General features: G+C 61.3%; 23 protein-coding genes, 1 tRNA gene and 1 riboswitch. Of the genes, 12 read left to right on the forward strand and 12 right to left on the reverse strand.

Features of this window, described 5'->3' with window-relative positions; genetic code table 11:
* The first annotated feature begins 323 nt into the window (after positions 1-323).
* Together AB6803_RS14610 and AB6803_RS14615 are read left to right on the forward strand one after the other, a co-directional pair.
* Entirely contained in the window at positions 324-824 is a 501-nt protein-coding gene (locus AB6803_RS14610; protein WP_371109564.1) for an Rrf2 family transcriptional regulator, read from the forward strand.
* Positions 825-847: 23 nt separating this feature from the next.
* Complete coding sequence (locus tag AB6803_RS14615; protein ID WP_371109565.1) at positions 848-1,309, forward strand: carboxymuconolactone decarboxylase family protein; 462 nt, start codon at positions 848-850, stop codon at positions 1,307-1,309.
* A 374-nt stretch (positions 1,310-1,683) separates the two neighbouring features.
* Here AB6803_RS14615 and AB6803_RS14620 read toward each other — a convergent pair whose 3' ends face one another.
* Positions 1,684-2,724 (reverse strand): glutamine synthetase beta-grasp domain-containing protein, encoded by a 1,041-nt coding sequence (locus AB6803_RS14620; RefSeq protein WP_007695624.1) that lies wholly within the window; start codon positions 2,722-2,724, stop codon positions 1,684-1,686.
* Positions 2,725-3,166: 442 nt separating this feature from the next.
* Between AB6803_RS14620 and AB6803_RS14625 the strand changes: the two genes are divergently transcribed.
* The gene (locus AB6803_RS14625; RefSeq protein ID WP_371109566.1) at positions 3,167-3,358 is read left to right on the forward strand and encodes a DUF2735 domain-containing protein; all 192 of its coding nucleotides are present in this window, start codon (positions 3,167-3,169) and stop codon (positions 3,356-3,358) included.
* A gap of 12 nt (positions 3,359-3,370) precedes the next feature.
* On the opposite strand, the gene AB6803_RS14630 is transcribed toward AB6803_RS14625, so the two are convergent.
* On the reverse strand, positions 3,371-4,006 hold the full coding sequence (locus AB6803_RS14630; RefSeq protein WP_371109567.1) for a YitT family protein: 636 nt from the start codon (positions 4,004-4,006) through the stop codon (positions 3,371-3,373).
* Positions 4,007-4,112: 106 nt separating this feature from the next.
* Positions 4,113-5,057 carry a methyltransferase domain-containing protein gene (locus AB6803_RS14635; RefSeq protein WP_371109568.1) on the reverse strand — a complete coding sequence of 315 codons (945 nt, stop codon included), beginning with the start codon at positions 5,055-5,057 and terminating at the stop codon, positions 4,113-4,115.
* A 167-nt stretch (positions 5,058-5,224) separates the two neighbouring features.
* On the opposite strand from AB6803_RS14635, the gene AB6803_RS14640 reads away from it, so the two are divergent.
* From AB6803_RS14640 to AB6803_RS14650, 3 genes are read left to right on the forward strand one after another with little or no spacing between them, the layout of a single operon-like run.
* A complete protein-coding gene (locus tag AB6803_RS14640; protein WP_007695617.1) occupies positions 5,225-5,491 on the forward strand; it encodes a DUF6460 domain-containing protein in 267 nt (88 codons plus the stop codon).
* Position 5,492: 1 nt separating this feature from the next.
* On the forward strand, positions 5,493-5,996 hold the full coding sequence (locus tag AB6803_RS14645) for a CAP domain-containing protein (RefSeq protein ID WP_371109569.1): 504 nt from the start codon (positions 5,493-5,495) through the stop codon (positions 5,994-5,996).
* 17 nt (positions 5,997-6,013) lie between these two features.
* Positions 6,014-7,363, forward strand: a complete 1,350-nt coding sequence (locus tag AB6803_RS14650) for an MATE family efflux transporter (RefSeq protein WP_371109570.1) — start codon at positions 6,014-6,016, stop codon at positions 7,361-7,363.
* Here the strand turns inward: AB6803_RS14650 and AB6803_RS14655 are convergent.
* Together AB6803_RS14655 and AB6803_RS14660 are read right to left on the reverse strand one after the other, a co-directional pair.
* A complete protein-coding gene (locus AB6803_RS14655; protein WP_371109571.1) occupies positions 7,339-8,427 on the reverse strand; it encodes a quinone-dependent dihydroorotate dehydrogenase in 1,089 nt (362 codons plus the stop codon). The two genes, AB6803_RS14650 and AB6803_RS14655, sit on opposite strands and share 25 nt — an antisense overlap.
* Positions 8,424-8,780 (reverse strand): DUF952 domain-containing protein, encoded by a 357-nt coding sequence (locus tag AB6803_RS14660; RefSeq protein WP_371109572.1) that lies wholly within the window; start codon positions 8,778-8,780, stop codon positions 8,424-8,426. The genes AB6803_RS14655 and AB6803_RS14660 overlap by 4 nt, the downstream gene beginning before the upstream one ends.
* Before the next feature lie 106 nt (positions 8,781-8,886).
* On the opposite strand from AB6803_RS14660, the gene AB6803_RS14665 reads away from it, so the two are divergent.
* From AB6803_RS14665 to AB6803_RS14680, 4 genes are all read left to right on the forward strand, one after another.
* The gene (locus AB6803_RS14665) at positions 8,887-9,315 is read left to right on the forward strand and encodes a hypothetical protein (protein ID WP_371109573.1); all 429 of its coding nucleotides are present in this window, start codon (positions 8,887-8,889) and stop codon (positions 9,313-9,315) included.
* A 137-nt stretch (positions 9,316-9,452) separates the two neighbouring features.
* On the forward strand, positions 9,453-10,118 hold the full coding sequence (locus AB6803_RS14670; RefSeq protein WP_371109574.1) for a helix-turn-helix transcriptional regulator: 666 nt from the start codon (positions 9,453-9,455) through the stop codon (positions 10,116-10,118).
* Positions 10,119-10,133: 15 nt separating this feature from the next.
* Positions 10,134-11,393: a hypothetical protein gene (locus AB6803_RS14675; protein WP_371109575.1), complete on the forward strand. Its 1,260-nt coding sequence runs from the start codon at positions 10,134-10,136 to the stop codon at positions 11,391-11,393.
* A gap of 82 nt (positions 11,394-11,475) precedes the next feature.
* A complete protein-coding gene (locus AB6803_RS14680) occupies positions 11,476-11,889 on the forward strand; it encodes a tellurite resistance TerB family protein (RefSeq protein WP_371109576.1) in 414 nt (137 codons plus the stop codon).
* A 9-nt stretch (positions 11,890-11,898) separates the two neighbouring features.
* On the opposite strand, the gene AB6803_RS14685 is transcribed toward AB6803_RS14680, so the two are convergent.
* The 4 genes from AB6803_RS14685 to AB6803_RS14700 form a co-directional block, all read right to left on the reverse strand.
* Positions 11,899-12,774 carry a transporter substrate-binding domain-containing protein gene (locus AB6803_RS14685; RefSeq protein ID WP_371109577.1) on the reverse strand — a complete coding sequence of 292 codons (876 nt, stop codon included), beginning with the start codon at positions 12,772-12,774 and terminating at the stop codon, positions 11,899-11,901.
* 152 nt (positions 12,775-12,926) lie between these two features.
* On the reverse strand, positions 12,927-13,514 hold the full coding sequence (locus AB6803_RS14690; protein WP_371109578.1) for a DapH/DapD/GlmU-related protein: 588 nt from the start codon (positions 13,512-13,514) through the stop codon (positions 12,927-12,929).
* Positions 13,515-13,685: 171 nt separating this feature from the next.
* Positions 13,686-13,759: transfer RNA gene (locus tag AB6803_RS14695), tRNA-Gly, on the reverse strand.
* Positions 13,760-13,817: 58 nt separating this feature from the next.
* Positions 13,818-14,909 carry a 2'-deoxycytidine 5'-triphosphate deaminase gene (locus tag AB6803_RS14700; protein WP_371109579.1) on the reverse strand — a complete coding sequence of 364 codons (1,092 nt, stop codon included), beginning with the start codon at positions 14,907-14,909 and terminating at the stop codon, positions 13,818-13,820.
* 75 nt (positions 14,910-14,984) lie between these two features.
* Positions 14,985-15,063, forward strand: a riboswitch (SAM riboswitch).
* Between the two features lie 44 nt (positions 15,064-15,107).
* On the opposite strand from AB6803_RS14700, the gene AB6803_RS14705 reads away from it, so the two are divergent.
* Together AB6803_RS14705 and apaG are read left to right on the forward strand one after the other, a co-directional pair.
* Positions 15,108-16,292, forward strand: coding sequence for an O-succinylhomoserine sulfhydrylase (locus tag AB6803_RS14705; RefSeq protein WP_371109580.1), 1,185 nt, complete (start codon positions 15,108-15,110; stop codon positions 16,290-16,292).
* 321 nt (positions 16,293-16,613) lie between these two features.
* Positions 16,614-17,006, forward strand: a complete 393-nt coding sequence (gene apaG / locus AB6803_RS14710) for a Co2+/Mg2+ efflux protein ApaG (RefSeq protein ID WP_371109946.1) — start codon at positions 16,614-16,616, stop codon at positions 17,004-17,006.
* A gap of 6 nt (positions 17,007-17,012) precedes the next feature.
* On the opposite strand, the gene AB6803_RS14715 is transcribed toward apaG, so the two are convergent.
* The 3 genes from AB6803_RS14715 to AB6803_RS14725 form a co-directional block, all read right to left on the reverse strand.
* Positions 17,013-18,002: an Hsp33 family molecular chaperone gene (locus AB6803_RS14715; protein WP_371109581.1), complete on the reverse strand. Its 990-nt coding sequence runs from the start codon at positions 18,000-18,002 to the stop codon at positions 17,013-17,015.
* A gap of 49 nt (positions 18,003-18,051) precedes the next feature.
* Positions 18,052-18,969 carry an ornithine carbamoyltransferase gene (gene argF / locus AB6803_RS14720; protein WP_007695576.1) on the reverse strand — a complete coding sequence of 306 codons (918 nt, stop codon included), beginning with the start codon at positions 18,967-18,969 and terminating at the stop codon, positions 18,052-18,054.
* Positions 18,970-19,040: 71 nt separating this feature from the next.
* Positions 19,041-20,240, reverse strand: a complete 1,200-nt coding sequence (locus tag AB6803_RS14725; protein WP_371109582.1) for an aspartate aminotransferase family protein — start codon at positions 20,238-20,240, stop codon at positions 19,041-19,043.
* Between the last annotated feature and the right edge of the window lie 100 nt (positions 20,241-20,340).

The raw sequence follows: 20,340 nt of genomic DNA on the forward strand, positions 1-20,340 counted from the left end.
ACTCCCCACACGCGCCGTCATCCTCGGGCTTGACCCGAGGATCCAAGCACAGGCACTTCCGGTCGATATTTAATTTAACCAACAGACTATGCCAGTCGCGTCTTTGAGGAATGGCAGCCCCGCTATTTCCCCATAACGGCTAGGCTTGGGCGTAGATCCTCGGGTCGAGCCCGAGGATGACGGAGTGTTGAGGTTGGCGATGCCGGCAGACGAGAGTGCTGGGCCAACTCTTCCGACATTCGACTTCACCCATAATCTCCTGCCGCTTGACATCCATTTTAATCACGGATAAAAAATATCCACGATACAAAAAGGACAAACCAATGAAACTCGGCGAGGGCGTAGAGCAAGCCATACACAGCGTTGCAGTGCTGGCCGGACTGTCCGAAGGCGGTGTGCTTTCGGCGGCGGCGATTGCCGAGTTTCATGGTGTGTCGGTGAGCTATCTCCTGAAGCATCTGCAAGCGCTTTCCGGTGCCGGCATTCTCGACACCGTGCCCGGCCCCAAGGGCGGCTACCGGCTGGCACGACTGCCAAAGGACATCAGCCTTCTCGATATCGTGCTGGCGGTCGAAGGGCCGGCACCTGCCTTTCGCTGTGCCGAGATCCGCCAGCGCGGGCCGAACCCGCTGCCGGGCAAATATTTCACGAAACCCTGCGGCATCAGCGCGGTGATGCTGGCCGCCGAAAGGGTCTACCGCGCCGAACTGGCGAAAACCGCCATCGCCGACATTCTGGCCGACCTCGCCGAAAGCGACGACGGCTCCATCGCAGCAAGAGGCTGTGCCTTCCTTGCCCTCAATGAACGCAGAACCAACCGATAGATCGAAAACCCAAGGAGAGAACCATGCAAGCTCGTTTCAATTTCGCAAAAGCCTCGCCGGAAGCCTACAAGGCCGTTGTAGCCCTTGAAAACTATGTCCAGACCTCTGGCTTGGAACGCCGCTTCATCCACCTGATCAAGCTGCGCGCCTCGCAGATCAATGGCTGCGCCTATTGCGTCGACATGCATGTCAAGGAATCCCGCCACGACGGTCTGAGCGAACAGTGGATCAACCTGATGTGCGTCTGGCGGGAATCGCCGGTCTATGACGCCCGCGAACGCGCCCTGCTCGGCTGGGTCGATGCGGTGACGAAGATCGCAGAAACCGGCGCGCCGGATGCGGATTTCGAGGTGCTGAAGCAGCATTTCAGCGAAGAGGAAATCGTCAAGATCACCGTGGCGATCGGCACGATTAACGTCTGGAACCGCCTCGCCGTCGGCTTCCGCTCCCAGCATCCGATCGATGCGGCAAGCAAGGCGGCCTGAAGGCCTTCTTTCCGGCAAGCTCTCGGCTCGTTGTGTGTCTCCGCATCCCCCTGAACTCCGTCATCCTCGGGCTTGACCCGAGGATACAGGAACAGGCGCGTCAGCACGGCAAAAATGTAGCTGGCAAGCCTTGGCGAGAGTGCATCTTTTGAACGCTGCACCCGGAAACCTCTCGTATAGCCCGCAGCTTGGGCGTGGATCCTCGGGTCAAGCCCGAGGATGACGGAGTTTTGGGGTCGGTGGCAGGAAACAGACGAGAGTCTGGGCGATAGTCGCCATTAATGGCCTCAGAGCGAGCCCAAAATTAAAAAGGCGCGGGACCGAAATCCCACGCCTTTTTTTAGCTATCCGGATAAGCCGGCGACTGAAAACACTTAGGCAGCAGCCGAAGCGAAGCCTTCAGTCGGGACTTCCGAGATGGTCTTCAGAACCTGCGAAGCGATCTGGTAGGGGTCGCCCTGCGAGTTCGGGCGACGATCTTCGAGGTAGCCCTTGTAGTCGTTCTTCACGAAGGAATGCGGAACGCGGATCGAAGCACCGCGGTCGGCAACGCCGTAGCTGAACTTGTTCCACGGAGCCGTTTCGTGCTTGCCGGTCAGACGCTTGTCGTTGTCCGGGCCGTAGACGGCGATGTGAGCGTCGAGGTTCTTGTCGAACTGAGCCATCAGCGCTTCGAAATAGGCCTTGCCGCCGACTTCGCGCATGAACTTGGTCGAGAAGTTGCAATGCATGCCCGAGCCGTTCCAGTCGGTATCGCCGAGCGGCTTGCAATGGAACTCGATGTCGATGCCGTACTTTTCCGTCAGGCGCTGCAGCAGGTAGCGAGCCATCCAGATCTGGTCGGCGGCGCGCTTCGAGCCCTTGCCGAAAATCTGGAATTCCCACTGACCCTTGGCCACTTCGGCGTTGATGCCTTCGTGGTTGATGCCGGCTTCGAGGCAAAGGTCGAGATGCTCTTCGACGATTTCGCGGGCAACGTCACCGACATTGCTGTAGCCGACGCCGGTGTAATACGGGCCCTGCGGAGCCGGATAACCAGCTTCCGGGAAGCCGAGCGGGCGGCCGTCCTTGTAGAAGAAGTATTCCTGCTCGAAGCCGAACCATGCGTCTTCATCGTCAAGGATGGTCGCGCGGCTGTTGGACGGATGCGGCGTAACGCCATCCGGCATCATGACTTCGCACATGACGAGTGCGCCGTTGGTGCGGGCCGGGTCCGGGTAAATGGCAACGGGCTTCAGCACGCAATCCGAGCTGCGGCCTTCGGCCTGCAGCGTCGACGAACCGTCGAAGCCCCAGAGCGGGAGCTGTTCGAGCGTCGGGAAATCGTTGAATTCCTTGATCTGCGTCTTGCCACGCAGGTTCGGTACTGGGGTGTACCCGTCGAGCCAGATATACTCGAGCTTAAATTTAGTCATTACGCACCTCATAGAGTTAATCAGGCGAAGCAGAAAAATTAGAAGGCGCGCCCGCCCAAAAATTTTCACTACAAACGGCTGACCAACACCATGCATGTGACATGCCAGATTCCACCGTCGCGGCGCTCAATTCGAGAAAAACGTGCAGTTCGGAGTCAAATCGGGCCGACTTTCCACTGCCATGCCTCCGATTCTCTCAAAATCCTGAACTATTTGCGGGCAAATCACTGACAACTTGTCGCAGCGCACCAGATTCGAAGCAGCGCAGCAATTCATCATCCAAACGCCGTGATTTACCGGCTCAAAACATCAAAATTGCCTATAATTTCAACCTTTTGCATTTTTTTTATGCAAACACCTGAAAAATGGGCTGCAACTCTGCTATATATAAGCTGTCTCTTGAAGCGCACCCGCTTGAGCATCAAAAGGGAGAGACATCGTAATGGCCATCAGTCCACTGCATGAAACGGCAAAGATTTTTCAGTTTCCCATCAAGGCCCGGACCATTCCGGCCGGTCAGCGTAGCCATGTGAACCTCAATCCCGATATCGGCCCGCGCATCGCTGTGGTCGATTTCGACAGCTGGTATCACGAAGCCGCCATCGCGGACTCCGACACAACCCGCAAGCAATAGGTCTGCGCCGCTCTAAAAGGCGATGTAGCGATCCGACCGATGGTTGATCGCGACGAAGAGATTGAGCGCGACCGCGCCCAGCACCGAGCAGATGACCACGAAAGGCGTGGTCACCGTAAAGGCGACTACGAGCACGCACATGTCGACCGCTAGCTGGACAAGCCCGGCGCGTATCCCGAAACGTTCCTGAAGATAGATGCCCAATATGCCGACGCCGCCCAGGCTGGCGCGGTGGCGATAGAGTGCGAGCAGCCCGAAGCCCAGCAGGACACCGCCGAGCAGCGCCGACCAGAAGGCGTTGATATGGGCGATTTCCAACAGCCGGGGCTGCAGGTTCGTCAGCAGCGAGGTCAGCGCGATGGCGATGAAGGTCTTGATGGTGAAGGCGCGGCCAAGCTGCTTCCAGGACAGATAGAAGAACGGCAGGTTGACGACGAAGAAGGCCAGGCCAAAATTCACGCCGATCGCGTAATGCAGCAGGAAGGCGATGCCCGCCGTGCTGCCCGTCAAGAGGCCGGCGCTCGACAGGCAAAATAGCCCGAGCGACGATATCAGGCTGCCGGACAATATCCCCTGGATATCCTCGACGAGCGAATGCCGCGTAGCGGAAGTGTTCCAGACGCCGAAAGCGCTCTTCAGGTTTGCCATGATGCTTTCCCCTTGTTTTTCGAGATTCTGCCAAAAAACGGAAACGACAATCAAGCGGAATATGTAAGGAATGCTGACCTATCTGAACTTTGCAAGATTCGATCCGTCAGGCGGATTTCCGCGTAACGAACAGAATGCCGTGCACCGGTTTTCCGCCATCCATGCGAATGACGCTGCGGGCCAGATTGTGGACGACAAAGCCATGATCGGCCAGAAGCGCCCTTACATAGGCTTCCGAATGGGCAAAGCGCAGCGAATCCCGCAGGAGATAGCCTTCCGGCTCCTGCGCATCCTCGACTGAGAAAGCAAACACGGCGTCGGGAGCAGACAACTCCGCAACGATCGCCATGACACCCTGGAGATTGCCGAGATACATCAGAACATCGGCCGCAGTGATCAGGTCCGCGCGGGCCGGCGCAAGCCCGCCATCGAACACGCCGGACAGGGGCGGCGCCAGCGACAGGTCGGCTTGGCCGAGATAGTCGTAGACGTCCTTTTCCGCCGCCTTGGCGAGCATGCTCTTCGACAGATCGAACCCTTCCAGCCGGTCGACCCGCGTGCGGACTTCCGGGCCGAATAGGCCGGTGCCACAGCCGAGATCGACGGCATGGTGGAAACGCACCGGTATGTCAGCCGTTTCGGCAATCAAGGCGCTGAGCTTCTGCGGCACGGTGTAGCCGAGCTTTTCGACCAGCGACGTCTCGAATCGGTCGGCATAATCGTCGAACAGCCGCTCGACATAGCGGCTCGGCGGCTGTTCCGGCAGCTCGGCGGCACCCAGAACCGCAAGCTTCAGCCGCGCGCCGAAGACATCGCCTTCATCGAGCGCCAGAACCTCGTTCAGCGCCGCGACGGCGCCCTCAGCATTACCAGCCTTTTCACGATAGGTTGCAAGACTGAACCAGCCGGCCGCCCAGGACGGCGCCAGCTCCAGCGCCTGCTCCATCAGCTCGGCGGCGCTGGCAGGTTCGCCGCTTTCGGCAAGCATCTTCGCGTAGTCGGCACGACGGTCGGCAATAACGTCGCCGGAGGAAAGCTGGCTCGGCAGCATGATCAGGGTCCTGTTTGACCTCCGCCTTTGGACGTGGCCACAAAAAAACTCAAGTCCTATTTCAGGCAGGCACCTGTTTCAGGTGAGCGCTGGGACAAAAGCGCTTGCGAGTCGTGGGTCGCAGCCCTATCTCAGGACCGCTCTACAGGCATTATGGAGACGTCAGCATGTCCGATCAGATGAACAAGTTCCTCGGCGACTCGCCCGGCCGCACGCTGGTGAAGCTTATCATCGTGTCGCTGATCGTCGGCTTCACCATGAAGTTCTTCGGCTGGCGCCCGCTCGACTTCCTTTATGGCGTCCGTCGCTTCCTGCTGGACCTCTGGCACAGCGGCTTTGCCGCGCTCGGCGAATTCGGCGATTATCTGGTCCTGGGCGCCACGCTCGTCATCCCGCTCTTCATCCTCCTGCGCCTCTTCAATTATCGTCGTTGATATGATCTCCCAAAACACGTCTTTCGCGCGGCGCCACGCGCTGCGTCTCACCGGCCTTGCGCTTGCCGCCATCGTCGCGAGTTGCGCCACGGCGCCGCGCCATGTCTCCAACATACCGGCCAGCGACCAGACCGCGTCCGCGCTGCCGCTCGTCAACGCGCTGCGCGCCAAGAATGGGCTGCCGCCGCTGAAGATCGATACCGCCGCCAGCGCGGCTGCGATTTACCAGGCCAGGCGCATGGCGGATGCCGGCAAGATGGAGCACCTGATCGGCATCGGCGACGACTTCGGCAAGCGCGTCAAGGCAAGCGGCGTCAAGCTGCCGGCCGCCGAGAATATTGCCGAGGGACAAAAGAGCGTCGACGCCGCGGTGACCGCCTGGATCAACTCTCCGAAGCATTTGCACAACATGCTCGGCAAATATGATGGTCTCGGCGTCGCTCTCGCCTATACCCCCTCTTCCGGCAGCAGGCCTTATTGGTCCATGGTGCTCTCCTCAAACTGAGGAGAGGCCGACCGGAGATGGATCAACAAGCACGCGGCGGCAAAGTCCTGCCCTTTGACGTGACGCACCGGCTGGTGCTGTCCATCGCCCTTCCGATGACGCTCGGCTTCATCACGACGCCGCTGCTCGGCATTGTCGGCACGGCTGTCGTCGGGCAGCTCGGCCAGCCGGACGCGCTGGCGGGCCTGGCGATCGGCGCCATGCTCTTCGATCTTATCTTCTCGAGCTTCAACTTCCTGCGTGCTTCGACCACCGGCCTCACGGCGCAAGCCTTTGGCCGCCGCGACCGGAACGAGCAGCAAGCGATTTTCTGGCGGGCGCTGCTCTCGGCGCTTGCATGCGGCATCCTGATCGTTCTGTTGTCGCCCGTCCTGCTCTGGCTCGGCATCAAGCTGATGGGACCGGAGGGCGGCGTTGCCGAGGCAACGCGCACCTATTTCTCGATCCGCATGCTGGCTGGCCCGATGGCGCTCGCCAACTACGCCATTCTCGGTTTCGTGCTCGGGCGCGGCCAGGGCCGCATCGGCCTGCTGCTGCAGACGGTGATCAACGGCGTCAACATCGTCCTCGCCCTGGTGCTCGGCCTCTGGCTTGGCTGGGGTGTGGCTGGCGTTGCCTGGGGCACGCTGATAGGCGAGGCGGCCGGCACGCTTACCGGCCTTGCCATCGTGCTCGGAAGCTTCGCCGGCGAACCACGGCCTAGCCGCGCCGAGTTGCTGTCGACCGCCAAGCTCAAGCAGCTCTTCGCGCTCAACCGTGACATCCTCATCCGCACCTTCGTGCTGCTCGGCGCCTTCACGCTGATGACCCGCATCGGCAACAGCTTTGGCGCGGTGACGCTCGCCGCCAATGCGGTGGTGATGAACTTCCTGCTGCTGTCCGCCTATTATCTGGACGGGCTCGCCAATGCCGCAGAGCAGATCACCGGGCGCTCGATCGGCGCCAACTATCGCCCCGCCTTCGAGCGCGGGCTGAAGCTGACCGGTCTCTGGTCATTCGGGCTGGCTTTTGCCGCCGCCCTCTTCTTCTTTGCGGCCGGCCCGGCGCTGATCCGCCTGCTGACCACGTCCGAAGACGTGCGCGCTGCTGCCGGAGCCTACCTGCCCTGGGCCGCCATATCTGGGCTCACGGGTGCGCTCGCCTTCCTCATGGACGGCGTGTACATCGGCGCCACATGGTCGAGCGCCATGCGCAACCGCATGCTGCTGTCCTTTGTCGGCTATCTGGTTGTCCTTGCGATCCTCGTGCCGACGCTGGGCAATCACGGCCTGTGGATGGCCATGAATGCCTTCCTGCTGTTTCGCGGCCTTTTCCTGATCATCGGCCTGAAAAAGCGCGTCGATCAGACGTTCCGATCGGCCCAGTAATCAAGCTTGCTGTCACGCAGCTCGCGGATCGAGGCGACGCGCTCGTGATCGAGCAGTTTCGACAGGCCGGCAACGACGCGACCCGGCAAGCCCGGCCCCTCATAGACCATGCAGGAATAGAGCTGCACCAGATCGGCGCCGGCCTTGATCTTCTCCAATGCCGTTTCCGCTGAGGAAACGCCACCCACGCCGATGATCGGCAGGGCCGCACCGACGCGGCGGCGCATCTTGGCGAGCACCACCGTCGACCTTTCGAACACCGGCTTGCCCGAGAGGCCGCCAGCTTCCTTGGCCTGCGCCTGATCCTTCAGGCCGTCACGCGAAAGCGTGGTATTGGAGACGATCAGCCCGTCCAGCGCATGCGCCAAAACTTCGGTGGCGATGTCGTCCATGCCCTCTTCGGTCAGGTCCGGTGCGATCTTCAGGAAGACCGGGATCTTCTTGCCGGCCTTCGCTGCTTCGTCGTCGCGTGCCGCAATTACGGCTGAGAGCAGTGCCGACAGGCTTTCGCGCGCCTGCAGGTCGCGCAGGCCCGGTGTGTTAGGCGAGGAAATATTGGCGGTGAAATAGCGCGCCACCGAATAGAAGCGGCGGATGCCGGCGACGTAATCGGCGATGCGGTCGGCGCTATCCTTGTTGGCGCCGATATTGACGCCGATAATGCCGCTGCCGCGAACAGTTTGCAGGCGCCGGAGAGCAGCGTCGTGGCCTTCATTGTTGAAGCCGAGGCGATTGATGACGCCTTCGTCCTCGACCAGCCGGAAGATGCGCGGGCGCGGATTGCCGGGTTGTGCCTTCGGGGTCACCGTACCGATCTCGGTAAAGCCGAAGCCGAGCTTCAGCAGCGCCTCGGGCACCTCGGCATTCTTGTCGTATCCGGCGGCCATGCCAAGCGGATTGGCGAAATCGAGCCCGGCCACAGTCTGGCGAAGGCGGGGGTCGTTACTGGTGCGGCAGGCCGGGACAAGGCCGGACTTTAGCGCCGCGATAGACATGCCATGCGCCGTTTCCGGATCGAACATAAAAAGGCCGCGCCGGCCAAGATCGCGGAAAGCACCGATCATTCTGACATCTCCGGGAAGACATGCGCGCCATCGGGGCCAAGCGACAGCGGTTTTGCCCAGAGCACTGCCGAAAGCGGGAGCGGCGCATAAAGATGCGGGAAGAGATCTCCGCCGCGCGAGGGTTCGAACACCAGCTTGTCACCAAGAGCGTCGCCATCGACCGCCACCAGCAGCAGGCCTGTCTGGCCGGCGAAATAGAGCTCCGCGGTTTTCACCGCCTGCCCGGCCGTCGACAAATGGATGAAACCGTCGGTCAGGTCGATCGACGCGCCATGAAAAACGCCGCTTTGTCTGGCTTGCTGCCAGAGCGTATCCGGCACGATCTTGTAAACCACTGGCATAGCGGTCATCATCCCCGTGTAAACATGTCCTGATAGGGCTTTGCACGAAAACCGACGCCGATGTCCACGGTTTCCGTGGTGGATTTAGGGTTTTAACGCAGAAAATCCGGAGGATGACATGACGAAGGAAATCGTAACGGGTCTCGCAGCCCTGCTCCTGCCCGCCACTCTTCTTCTTGCCGTACCAAGCCAGGCGGCCGAGCCGGACGCAACGCGCTTCCAGCTTGAGCGCAGCGGCGATCATTTCATCCGCCTCGACAAGCAGACGGGTGCCATGTCGATCTGCCAGGATCAAAGCGGCAATCTGGTCTGCCGCATGGCCGCCGACGAGCGCGCCGCCTATGACGACGAACTCGACCGCCTCTCCGACCGCGTCACCAAGCTGGAAAAGACCGCGAGCGCCGGCGGTGGATCGACCCTGCCGAGCGATGCCGATGTCGACCGCACGCTCGGCATCATGCAGAAATTCATGCGCGGCTTCATGGGCATGGCCAAGGAATTCCAGAACGAGGAACCCGACAACAAGGCACAGCCGCAGAAAACCTGACGCCTTCGGAACCAAGAGCGAAAGCAAGGGGATAAAGGACCTTATTCCTACCCCGCCCTTTACTCGTAAAAAAGCCTCGGTTAACCTTTCCTTAAAGGTCAAACGCCGGATATCCGGCTTCCGGGTGCTGAGCGGCGATGCTGTCACATGAGCAGATATGGAGCGCGATCGACAAGCTTGCCGAACGCTATGCCTTGACGCCATCGGGCCTTGCCCGGCGCGCCGGCCTCGACCCCACCTCCTTCAACAAGTCGAAGCGGCTGAGTCAGGACGGACGCCTGCGCTGGCCGTCCACGGAATCGATTGCCAAGGTGTTGGGCGCGACCGGGGCCAGCATGGAGCAGTTCCTCGGCATCCTGCGTCCAGTGGAGAGAGGCGATGGCAGCGCGGATCACGCCTCTTCACCACCCACAAGCTCGATTCCGCTGCTTGGCTTCGCACAGGCTGGCGCCGGTGGCTTTTTCGACGATGGCGGCTTTCCGGCCGGCCAGGGCTGGGACATGGTGGAGTTTCCGGCGACACCGGGACAGAAGGGCGGCGTCTATGCGCTCGAGGTTCAGGGCGAAAGCATGCTGCCGCTCTATCGCGACGGCGACGTGCTGATCGTCGAGCCGGGCGCGCAGATCCGGCGCAACGACCGTGTCGTGGTCAAGACCCGCGAGGGCGAGGTCATGGCCAAGGTGCTGGCGCGGCAAAGTGCTAAGTCCATCGAATTGCTGTCGCTCAACCCCGAACATCCCAATCGCAGCTTCGATCTCGCGGATGTGGAATGGATCGCCCGGATCATCTGGGCCAGCCAATAGGAAAGTTTTCCCGTTATGCGTCGTGATATTTGGCTTGCAGGTGTGGCAGGTGCCGTGGTCGGTTCATGGCTGACCCTGGTTGCGGTGCAGGTGAGCGAGCATGGCTTCCACCTGCGGGGTAGCGGGAGCAAGGCCGAAGCCGAAAATCATCCGGCAGCGGCGGCGGTGAAACCAGGAGCGGTTGAGGTTGCACAGGCCGATGTTGCGCCAGCGCAAACGCTCGCCGATACGGCGCCCAAAAAGACCTTGCCCATAACAGGCAGCATGGTCGCTCCCGCGACGGCGAATAGCACTACGGCCGAAGCATCGGCCCCGCCGACGACCACGAAGAGCGAAACGCCCGCCACAACTTCGATATCCGAACCTGCGGTAACGCCCGTCCTGGCAACCGAGAATGTTGCGAAGGACACCGCCGTCGCGCCCGCCGATCAGGACAAGTCGTCCACGACCAAGCCCGCGACGGAGCCGCAGAGCACGCCGCCGGCTGAGCCGGCGCAATCCGAGGCGTTGCCCGCAAACACGCGTGATGCGCAGCCGGCTCACCAAAATACGACTGACGCCGAAGCGATAAAGACAGAGGCGCCCGAGGCAAAGAAGACTGAACCGGAGCAATCCACTTCGAAACAGATCCTCGCGAATCCGCCCGCACCCCAGCAAACTGAGGCGGACCAGACGAAGCAGGCACAAACATCGTTCCCCGCCCCCGCCGACCAGGCCGATAGGGCGGCGGCAGCCGCGGCTCACCGGACCGCACCCATGGCGCCATCCACCCAGCAGGCGTCGCCCGATGACAGCCAGAAACCGGGCGATGACGAAAAGCAGGCCGATGGGGCAACGCCCGTGGAGCTGATACGGCCATCCTCCGACCGCGCCGGCATGTTAACCGTTGGCAACAGGAGCGTGCAGCTTTCAGGCATCATTCCGACCGATATCGGCCGGATGTGCAGCGGATCGGATGGCAAGAGCTGGCCTTGCGGGGCGGCGGCGCGCACGGCCTTTCGCATGTATCTGCGCGGCCGCACCATCGATTGCGACCTGCCGAGCCAGACCTGGCAAGGCACGGTGACGGGAAACTGCCGCTATGTCCGCATCGATCTCAGCGAATGGCTCGTACGCTTCGGCTGGGCGGAGCCGGAGGCCGGGTCGCCGCTGGAGGCCGTTGCGGAACAGGCGAAGCAACAGAAACGCGGCATCTACGGCGACGATCCGCGCAAGGACGGAAAATCGACGCTGGGGCCAGCCTTGCCCAAGGAAGATCCGCTCAATCCGATCTGACGCCACGCTTCCGCCACCGGCTCTTGTCATGAGAGACATGAGTTTCTAGTCTGCCGCCAGTTTCAAAGGATTTTGTTTCGTTATGAATAAGCCGCTTTCCGCCCAAGAGGCCCTGATCTACGTCATGGTCATGGCATCCGCCGTCGACCGGACGATGAACGACCGCGAGATGACCCGGATCGGTGAACTCATCCATGCCCTGCCGGTCTTCAAGGGCTTCGATGACGAAAAGCTGATCGACGTTTCGCGCGACTGCGCCAAGCTTCTGGCCGGCAGCGAAGGGCTCGACATCGTGCTGGAAACGGTGCGCGACACCCTGCCGCCACGGCTCTACGATACCGCCTATGCCCTTGCCGTCGAGGTCGCTTCCGCCGATCTCTCTGTCAAGGCCGAGGAACTGCGCCTGCTGAGCCTGCTGCGCGACCGCCTCGAACTCGGCAAACTCACCTGCGCCGCGATCGAGCGCAGCGCCATTGCCCGCTACCGCAAGGGCTGAAAAGCCCGCTCAATACAATCCGTAGGGGAAATAACGCAGATAGATTTCCTGAAGCCGGCCATTGCGCGACAGGGTCGCCAGGGCATGGTTGATCGCCGCCGTCAGATCGGCATCCTGCTCGCGCAACATGATGGTCATGCCCTCGCCGAGGAATTGTTGCGAGAGATAGGGGCCGTCGAACAGGGCGCAGCATTTTTCCGCTGAGGGCGACGACACCCAGAAGGAGAGCTGCAATCCATCGGCGAAGCCGGCATCGACCTTGCCATCCTTGACCGCCGCCAGAAGCGCGTCCTTGTCGTCGAATGGCACCGGCTTGATCGCCGGGAAGAACGCCGCGAGCATCGCCTCATGCGTCGTGCCTTTGACCACGCCGACCGAATGACCGGCAAGGGCTGCCGCCGTGCGGCCATCGACCGGCGCCTTGAGATTGCGCACGAAGCGGGCGGGCAGCATCAGGAAGGGACGCGAGAAGGCGAAGTTCTTGCGCAGTTCGGGCGTCACAGCGACGCCGGCAATCACCGCATCCCCCTGCGACGCCGAAAGCGCGCCCTGTAGCTCCCCGAAGGGCAGCGCCTGGATCTGGCATTTGTCCGAAATGCCGAGCTCGTCGCAGATCTCGCGGGCGAGATCGACATGGAAGCCTGAGAGCTTGCCGTTCTGATCTGCGAAATTGAAGGGCGGGAAGTCGACGGAAGTCAGGAAGCGCAGCCTGACCAGCGTGGAAAGATCCGGTTTCGGCAGCCGTTCGCGCGCATCGAAAAGGATCGGCAGGCCGGGCGGCGTCGCCTGCTGCGCGGCGACAGGCATGGCGCAAGAGACGGCCATCAGCAGTGCGCCTGTCACGGATCTCGCCACGGATATCAACGACGAAAGGCAAACGCGCATGACGATGATCGGGCCTCCGGTCGGGTGTTCAGCTTCCTGATTTCAAGACCGGTGTAACAGAGTCATGCCGATGGGGGAATATCGCGCCGTGCCGAGAACCGGAAACTCCCGGCCCGACATGGCAACATCATCGGGCGCTAAGGTAGCGCAGCTTAGCGACCCGCTATCCGTTTTGGGGACGGAAGCAATTCGAGTTTCGCAGGGGTGTCCTTGCCCTTGTCCCCTCGCCGTCTGACCAGTTTCGCGGGGGCACCGACATAGATGCCGTAGGGCACGGTCTTTCCCTTGACGACGGCATTGGCGCCGATGACGCAGCCCTTGGCGATATGCGAGCCACCGAGGATCTTTGCTCCAGCACCGATCCAGACATCGTCCTCGATGACGACAGGCTTCTTGGTGACGCCCTGCATGCGGATCAGCTGCGTGACATCATCGAAATTATGATCGAACGACACGACCATGGCATGGGCGGCTATCCGCACGTCATTGCCGATGGTGATGCCGCCACGTCCGAGCAGAATGGCATAGTCGTTAAGGGAGACATGATCGCCGATCTCGATGCTGCCACGCTGCGCATCGATGACGACTCCCTTGCGGATAAAAGCCTTTTTACCGATCCGGACGCTTCCATCCTTCCAGATGATCGCGGTGCCCAGCGGCACCTTCGTGCGGCGGGAGATCCGCAGCACGCCGCGCGTGAAGATGGCCTTCAGTCTGTAGAATGACGCAAAGTTGAGCATCTGGTCCGTTCCAGTTAAGGACGACCTTCTGTCAGAGTTGTCTGGCACTAACCTGAACAAACAAAGGTTTTGTTGTGGCAGCAGTCGGCACCATTCAGCTCTGCATTGCGCGCGAACCTGAAATCAGAAATCCATTTCTGCTATTGGCGGGTGCTATTTTCAAGGAAAAACTGGAGCGGGTGAAGGGAATCGAACCCTCGTATTCAGCTTGGGAAGCTGCTGCTCTACCATTGAGCTACACCCGCCTGATATCCGGAGATGTCCAACAGTTGCCGGCCTCTGTCAAGGCCGGAAACCCTTCGGTCACAGCCGGAAATGCTTCGACAGCTTCAGCCCCTGCGCCTGATAGTTCGAGCCGAGGCCGGAGCCGTAGAGGCTGGTCGGCTGTTCCAGCATGTGTTCGTAGACCAGGCGGCCAACGATCTGGCCGTCTTCAAGGATGAAGGGGACTTCATGGCTGCGCACTTCCAGCACGGCGCGGCTGCCGCGGCCGCCGGCGGGGGCATGGCCGAAGCCCGGGTCGAAGAAGCCGGCATAGTGGACGCGGAATTCGCCGACGAGGGGATCGAAAGGCGTCATCTCGGCGGCATAATGCGGCGGCACATGCACGGCTTCGCGCGAGACGAGGATATAGAACTCGTCCGGGTCGAGGATCAGTTCGGTGCGGCCTCGGCTATAGAGCGGCTCCCAGAAATCGTAGATATCGTGCTGCGCCTTCTTGTCGACATCGACGACAGCCGTGTGGTGCTTGCCGCGATAGCCGATCAGACCTTCCTTGTCGCCGGCAAGGTCGATCGACAGCGCGATGCCGCCGCCGTTGACGTTCGGCTGCTTGCTGGCGACCAGTGTTTCGCTGGCATGCAGCGCCATCAACTCCGGCTCGTTCAGCAGTGCCTGGCCGACGCGGAAACGGATCTGCGACAGGCGCGAGCCGCGGCGAACGACGATCGGGAAGGTGCGCGGGCTGATCTCCAGATAGAGCGGGCCGGAATAGCCGGCCGGGATCTTGTCGAACTCCTGCGCCCGGTCGGTGATGACGCGGGTAAAGATGTCGAGGCGGCCGGTCGAGCTTTTCGGATTGGCAGAGGCCGACATATCGGCCGGCAGGTCGAGGCGCTCCATCAACGGCACGATGTAGACGCAGCCGGTTTCCAGCACAGCACCTTCGGAAAGATCGATCACATGCAGCTTCAGCCGGTCGAGCTTGTCGGCGACAAGATGCGACGGGCCGGGCATGAAACTGGCGCGGACGCGGAAGGCATGCGCGCCGAGGCGAAGGTCAAGGCTCGCCGGCTGGATCTGATCATCGTCCAGGTCTCGTTCGCTCGTCAGCCGCCCCGCTTCGAAGAGCGCGGCAATGGCGCGATCGGCCAAAATTCCAGTGTTGCGAGCCATTCTGCCTTTTCCATAATTTGCCGCAGACAAAACCAAACTCAGGGAATTGACGCAAGCGGTCAACAGCAGTATTGCAACTTATCCCGTGGTGATTTGGCCGGTCGGCTTGCAGCCACGTTAAATAAGTGGCTAAAAAGACCGGGTTGAAAACCGGTCTGCAATTGCGGCCGGTTTTTTTGTTTTGAAAGTGGTGATGGCATGAGCAAGACTTGGCGCCCCGCAACCCAACTCGTTCACAGCGGAACGCTTCGCTCGCAATTCGGCGAGACCTCCGAAGCAATCTATCTGACCCAGGGCTTCGTCTACGACACATCGGAAGCCGCCGAGGCGCGCTTCAAGGGCGAGACCGACGGTTTCATCTATGCCCGCTATGGCAGCCCGACCAATGACATGTTCGAAAAGCGCATGTGTGCGCTCGAAGGCGCGGAAGATGCTCGCGCCACGGCTTCGGGCATGGCCGCCGTTTCCGCCGCCATTCTCTGCCAGCTGAAGGCCGGCGATCACATCGTTGCCGCCCGCGCGCTCTTCGGCTCCTGCCGCTGGGTCGTTGAAACCCTGGCGCCGAAATACGGCATCGAATGCACACTTGTCGACGGCCGTTTTGTCGAAAACTGGGAAAAGGCGATCCGGCCGACAACCAAGGTCTTCTTCCTGGAAAGCCCGACCAACCCGACGCTGGAAGTGGTGGATATCGCCGCCGTTGCCAAGCTCGCCAACCAGATCGGCGCCAAGGTCGTGGTCGACAACGTCTTCGCGACGCCGCTCTTCCAGAAGCCTCTCGAACTCGGCGCCCATATCGTCGTCTATTCCGCCACCAAGCATATCGACGGCCAAGGCCGCTCGCTCGGTGGCGTCATTCTCTCCGACAAGCAGTGGATCGACGAAAACCTGCAGGATTATTTCCGCCACACCGGTCCGGCCATGTCGCCGTTTACCGCATGGACGCTGCTGAAGGGCATCGAGACGCTGCCGCTGCGCGTGGCACAACAGACGGCGAACGCCGCCAAGATCGCCGATTTCCTCGCTGAGCAAAGCAAGGTCGCCAAGGTGATCTATCCCGGCCGCAAGGACCACCCGCAGGCCGACATCATTGCAAAGCAGATGACCGGCGGCTCAACGCTGGTGGCCTTCGAGCTGAAGGGCGGCAAGGAAGCGGCCTTCAAGCTGCAGAACGCGCTGGAGATCGTCAGGATTTCCAACAATCTCGGCGATAGCAAGAGCCTGATCACCCATCCGGCCACCACCACGCACAAAAACCTCACCGATGAGGCCCGCGCCGAACTCGGGATTTCGCCGGGCACCGTGCGCTTCTCGGCCGGCATTGAGGACGGCGACGATCTGGTCGAGGATTTCGCCCGCGCGCTGGCACAGGTTTCGGCCTGAGTTTTGTCATCCAAACCCGCCCGGATCTCGTTCGGGCGGGGCGGCTTGCCTTGACAGCAGGCGTGCCGGATCGCTTCAGCCAAGGCGATTGGCCCTTGGAGCTAGCCTTAGTCCCTGAAAAGCCGTATGATTTACCCGTTATAGGGGTTTTCACCGATCCGTTCCTTGACGGGACAGGTTGTGTATAGGATACCGCTAGATGTCCCGCTTTCGTGGGATCATGGAAAGCGGAGAAGATGCCCTAGACTTAAAATGCTGGAGCGTCCGGTGTGCGTTTATTGGAACGTACGACGTTTCGGAGTAATGACCAAGGTGTCAGGCATGTATCGCGCTCTAACACGGGATATCGAAGTCGTCGTCGAACCTTTTTATCTGGAGGAGCAATCCGATCCGGATGACGACCGCTATGTCTGGGGTTATCGCATCGTCATTTCCAACCATTCCACCCTCAATGTCCGCCTGGTGACGCGCTATTGGCACATCACCGATCAGAACGGGCTGGTGGACGAGGTGACCGGGCCTGGCGTCGTCGGCGAGCAGCCGCGGCTTGGCCCCGGCGACACCTACGAATATTCGTCAGGCTGCCCGCTCGATACGCCATCGGGCATGATGTTCGGCCATTATCAGATGGAGACGGACGACGGGGAGCTCTTTCACGTCAAGATCCCCGCCTTTTCTCTCGATACGCCCAATCTGCTGCGGACGCTGAACTGAGCTCGATCAGGCGTCCGTTACCTCGGAAACTTCGAAGCGATAGGTGGTCGAGCAAAACTCGCAGGTGACGGCGATTTCGCCATTCTCCTGGCTCACCTCGATTTCCTCGGCGGAAAAGCCCTGCAATACGCCCTTCAGCTTATCGCGCGAACAGGTGCAACGGTCGAAGACTGCCTTCGGCTCATAGACGCGCACGCCACGCTCGTGGAAGAGACGGAACAGCAGACGTTCAGTGCCGACCTGCGGGTCGGTCAATTCGTCGGCATCGATCGTCTCGACCAGCGACCGGGCTTCCTCCCAGGCGTCATCCTCGACATGATGGCGCGGATTGCTATCGCCGTCGCCGCCATGGAGATCCGGCTGGCGCATGCGCTCCGGCGCTTCCGGCAGGAACTGCGCTATCAGCCCGCCCGCCCGCCAGCGATGGCGCGGCTTGCCGGCCTCGTCGCGGTCGAACAGCTCGGCAGCGCCCAGGCGAACGCGGGTTGGGATCTGCTCCGACTGGCGGAAATAGGTCCCGGCGATCTCCTCGAGCGAGGCGCCGTCAAGCGCCACGATCCCCTGATAGGGCTGGCTGTAGCGACCCTGATCGATGGTGAAGGCGAGCACGCCCTTGCCAAGCAGCTGTTCTGGCTCGGTTTCGCCAGCTGCCACAGCCTTTGCCAGCGCCTCTTCATCGAAGCGGGCATAGGCGCGCACATTTTCCGGCGTCGCGAAATCGGCGACCAGAAGATCGACCGGTCCGTCGCCCTTGGTCTGCACGGTGAACTTGCCCTCGAATTTCAGCGAGGTGCCGAGCAAGACAGTCAGCACCACGGCCTCGGCCAAAAGCCGGGCAACCGGGGCCGGATAATTGTGCCGGGCGAGAATTGTGTCCAGCAGAGGCCCGAGCTGCACGGCGCGGCCGCGCACATCAAGACCTTCCACCTGGAAGGGAACGACATGATCGTCGCCGGCAAAATCGAATTGACCCAGCGAGGCTGCACTTTCCGCCATTGCTTTACTCCTACTGCGCCCGCGGCATCAAACTCGCGGTTCTATATCCTCAGATCGCGCCCAGGCACCAAGCAAGAATCGACTTTTGCGCATGAAGGCGGTTTTCCGCCTCATCGAAAACAACGGATTGCGGACCATCGATCACTTCGTCCGTCACTTCCTCCCCGCGATGAGCGGGCAGGCAATGCATGAACAAGGCGTCCTTGCCGGCCTGTGCCATCAAAGCCTGGTTGACCTGATAGGGCTGGAAGACGTTGTGACCGCGAGCCCGGTGTTCCTGATTCATGGAAACCCAGGTATCGGTTACCACGCAATCAACGCCGGCGACCGCACGGTCGGCATCATGCGAGAGCATGATTTCGGCGCCCTGGTTGCGGGCCCAGTTCAAATAGTGATCCTTTGGCTCGGAACCAAGGGGTACGGCCATGTTCATGCGATAGTCGAAGCGTGCGGCCCCCTCGATCAACGAATGCAGTACATTGTTGCCGTCGCCGGTCCAGGCGATGGTCTTGCCCTTGATCGGGCCGCGATGCTCCTCGAAGGTCATGATATCAGCCATGATCTGGCAGGGATGCGTGTCGTCGGTCAGCGCATTGATGACCGGCACGGTCGCGTGTTCGGCCAGCTCCAGCAGCCGCGAATGCTCGGTCGTGCGGATCATGATGGCGTCGACATAACGCGACAGCACCTTGGCCGTATCGCCGATCGTCTCGGCGCGGCCGAGCTGCATCTCGGTTCCGGACAGGAACAGCGTCTCGCCGCCGAGCTGGCGCATGCCGACATCGAAGGAGACGCGGGTGCGGGTGGATGGCTTCTCGAAAATCATCGCCAGCATCTTGCCGGCCAGCGGCTTGTCGGCCGTGCCGGCCTTCAGCGCCCGCTTTCGCACGATGGCATCATCGATGATGCTGCGCAGATCGGCAGCCGCGACGGCCGAGAGATCGAGAAAGTGTTTCGGAGAAGCCATGTCCCTACCTGTACTCTAGAAAACAACAACGCCCGCGCGGGGCAAAACGCCCCAATCAACGGGCGCTGGATTTAGGCCGACTTTTTGACGCGGGTCGCGCGCACGGATTCTGCAGCGCGTTCGATGCGGGCAATGCCTTCGCGTGCTTCCTCGGCGGTCACCACCAGCGGCGGCAGCAGACGGATGACGTTATCGCCGGCCGGCACGCCGAGAAGATGCTCGGCGCGGATGGCCTGCAGCAGCTCCACCTGTGGAATGGCGGCCTTGATGCCCAGCATCAGGCCCTCGCCGCGGACATCCTCGATGATATCGGGGAAACGATCCTGAAGCGAGGCGAGGCCCTGACGGAACACCAGGGCGATGTCGCGCACATGTTCGAGGAAGCCGTCTGCCAGCACGATATCGAGCACGGCATTGCCGACTGCCATGGCGAGCGGATTGCCGCCATAGGTCGAGCCATGCGTACCGGCCTTCATGCCCGAAGCGGCTTCCGCCGTCGCAAGGCAAGCGCCGAGCGGGAAGCCGCCGCCGATACCCTTCGCCACGGCCATGATGTCGGGCGTGACGCCGGACCATTCATGGGCAAACAGCTTGCCGGTACGGCCGACGCCGCACTGGACCTCGTCAAGGATCAGAAGAAGGCCATGCTCATCGCAGATCTGGCGCAAGCCGCGCAGGAATTCGTTGGTCGCAGGGCGGATGCCACCCTCGCCCTGCACGGGCTCGATAAGAATCCCGGCCGTCGCATCGGTGACAGCGGCACGCACGGCGTCGAGATCGCCGAACGGCACCTGGTCGAAGCCCGGCGCCTTGGGGCCGAAACCTTCGAGATACTTCTCCTGTCCGCCGGCGGCGATCGTCGCGATCGTGCGGCCGTGGAAAGCGCCTTCGAAGGTGATGATATGGAATTTCTCGGGATGGCCCTTGGAGAACTGGTACCGCCGCGCCGTCTTGATCGCGCATTCCAGTGCCTCGGCACCGGAATTGGTGAAGAACACCTTGTCGGCAAAGGTGGCTTCCGTCAGGCGCTTCGACAGCTTCTCCTGGCCCGGCACCTCATAGAGGTTCGACAGGTGCCAGACCTTGTCGGCCTGCGCCTTCAGTTCCGCAACCAGATGGGGATGCGCATGACCGAGCGAATTCACCGCGACGCCTGCGGCGAAATCGAGATAGCGCTCGCCTGTCTCCGTGAACAGCCATACGCCCTCTCCTCGCTCAAACCGCAGCGGGGCACGCATATAGGTGTCATAAAGCGGCGCGGTTTCAGCCATGGCCCGTATCTCCTCGATCACAACCTTTAGGGCCAATCGTTTCCTTCAAGTGAAACGGGCCCGGAAAAATCAAAAATGCCGCCTTGCGGCGGCTGAGGCA

Source organism: Rhizobium sp. RCC_161_2 (assembly GCF_041355235.1).
GTDB lineage: Bacteria > Pseudomonadota > Alphaproteobacteria > Rhizobiales > Rhizobiaceae > Rhizobium.

What these genes read in the sequence shown, in the direction of transcription:
- AB6803_RS14650 (WP_371109570.1), top strand. Translation starts at nt 6,014, where the DNA reads ATGGATCAACAAGCACGCGGCGGCAAAGTCCTGCCCTTTGACGTGACG.
- AB6803_RS14615 (WP_371109565.1), top strand. Translation starts at nt 848, where the DNA reads ATGCAAGCTCGTTTCAATTTCGCAAAAGCCTCGCCGGAAGCCTACAAG.
- argF (WP_007695576.1), bottom strand. Translation starts at nt 18,969, where the DNA reads ATGGCTTCTCCGAAACACTTTCTCGATCTCTCGGCCGTCGCGGCTGCC.
- AB6803_RS14635 (WP_371109568.1), bottom strand. Translation starts at nt 5,057, where the DNA reads ATGCTGCCGAGCCAGCTTTCCTCCGGCGACGTTATTGCCGACCGTCGT.
- AB6803_RS14640 (WP_007695617.1), top strand. Translation starts at nt 5,225, where the DNA reads ATGTCCGATCAGATGAACAAGTTCCTCGGCGACTCGCCCGGCCGCACG.
- AB6803_RS14700 (WP_371109579.1), bottom strand. Translation starts at nt 14,909, where the DNA reads ATGGCTCGCAACACTGGAATTTTGGCCGATCGCGCCATTGCCGCGCTC.
- AB6803_RS14665 (WP_371109573.1), top strand. Translation starts at nt 8,887, where the DNA reads ATGACGAAGGAAATCGTAACGGGTCTCGCAGCCCTGCTCCTGCCCGCC.
- AB6803_RS14690 (WP_371109578.1), bottom strand. Translation starts at nt 13,514, where the DNA reads ATGCTCAACTTTGCGTCATTCTACAGACTGAAGGCCATCTTCACGCGC.
- AB6803_RS14655 (WP_371109571.1), bottom strand. Translation starts at nt 8,427, where the DNA reads ATGATCGGTGCTTTCCGCGATCTTGGCCGGCGCGGCCTTTTTATGTTC.
- AB6803_RS14610 (WP_371109564.1), top strand. Translation starts at nt 324, where the DNA reads ATGAAACTCGGCGAGGGCGTAGAGCAAGCCATACACAGCGTTGCAGTG.
- AB6803_RS14675 (WP_371109575.1), top strand. Translation starts at nt 10,134, where the DNA reads ATGCGTCGTGATATTTGGCTTGCAGGTGTGGCAGGTGCCGTGGTCGGT.
- AB6803_RS14725 (WP_371109582.1), bottom strand. Translation starts at nt 20,240, where the DNA reads ATGGCTGAAACCGCGCCGCTTTATGACACCTATATGCGTGCCCCGCTG.
- apaG (WP_371109946.1), top strand. Translation starts at nt 16,614, where the DNA reads ATGTATCGCGCTCTAACACGGGATATCGAAGTCGTCGTCGAACCTTTT.
- AB6803_RS14680 (WP_371109576.1), top strand. Translation starts at nt 11,476, where the DNA reads ATGAATAAGCCGCTTTCCGCCCAAGAGGCCCTGATCTACGTCATGGTC.
- AB6803_RS14670 (WP_371109574.1), top strand. Translation starts at nt 9,453, where the DNA reads ATGCTGTCACATGAGCAGATATGGAGCGCGATCGACAAGCTTGCCGAA.
- AB6803_RS14685 (WP_371109577.1), bottom strand. Translation starts at nt 12,774, where the DNA reads ATGCGCGTTTGCCTTTCGTCGTTGATATCCGTGGCGAGATCCGTGACA.
- AB6803_RS14660 (WP_371109572.1), bottom strand. Translation starts at nt 8,780, where the DNA reads ATGATGACCGCTATGCCAGTGGTTTACAAGATCGTGCCGGATACGCTC.
- AB6803_RS14630 (WP_371109567.1), bottom strand. Translation starts at nt 4,006, where the DNA reads ATGGCAAACCTGAAGAGCGCTTTCGGCGTCTGGAACACTTCCGCTACG.
- AB6803_RS14715 (WP_371109581.1), bottom strand. Translation starts at nt 18,002, where the DNA reads ATGGCGGAAAGTGCAGCCTCGCTGGGTCAATTCGATTTTGCCGGCGAC.
- AB6803_RS14645 (WP_371109569.1), top strand. Translation starts at nt 5,493, where the DNA reads ATGATCTCCCAAAACACGTCTTTCGCGCGGCGCCACGCGCTGCGTCTC.
- AB6803_RS14705 (WP_371109580.1), top strand. Translation starts at nt 15,108, where the DNA reads ATGAGCAAGACTTGGCGCCCCGCAACCCAACTCGTTCACAGCGGAACG.
- AB6803_RS14625 (WP_371109566.1), top strand. Translation starts at nt 3,167, where the DNA reads ATGGCCATCAGTCCACTGCATGAAACGGCAAAGATTTTTCAGTTTCCC.
- AB6803_RS14620 (WP_007695624.1), bottom strand. Translation starts at nt 2,724, where the DNA reads ATGACTAAATTTAAGCTCGAGTATATCTGGCTCGACGGGTACACCCCA.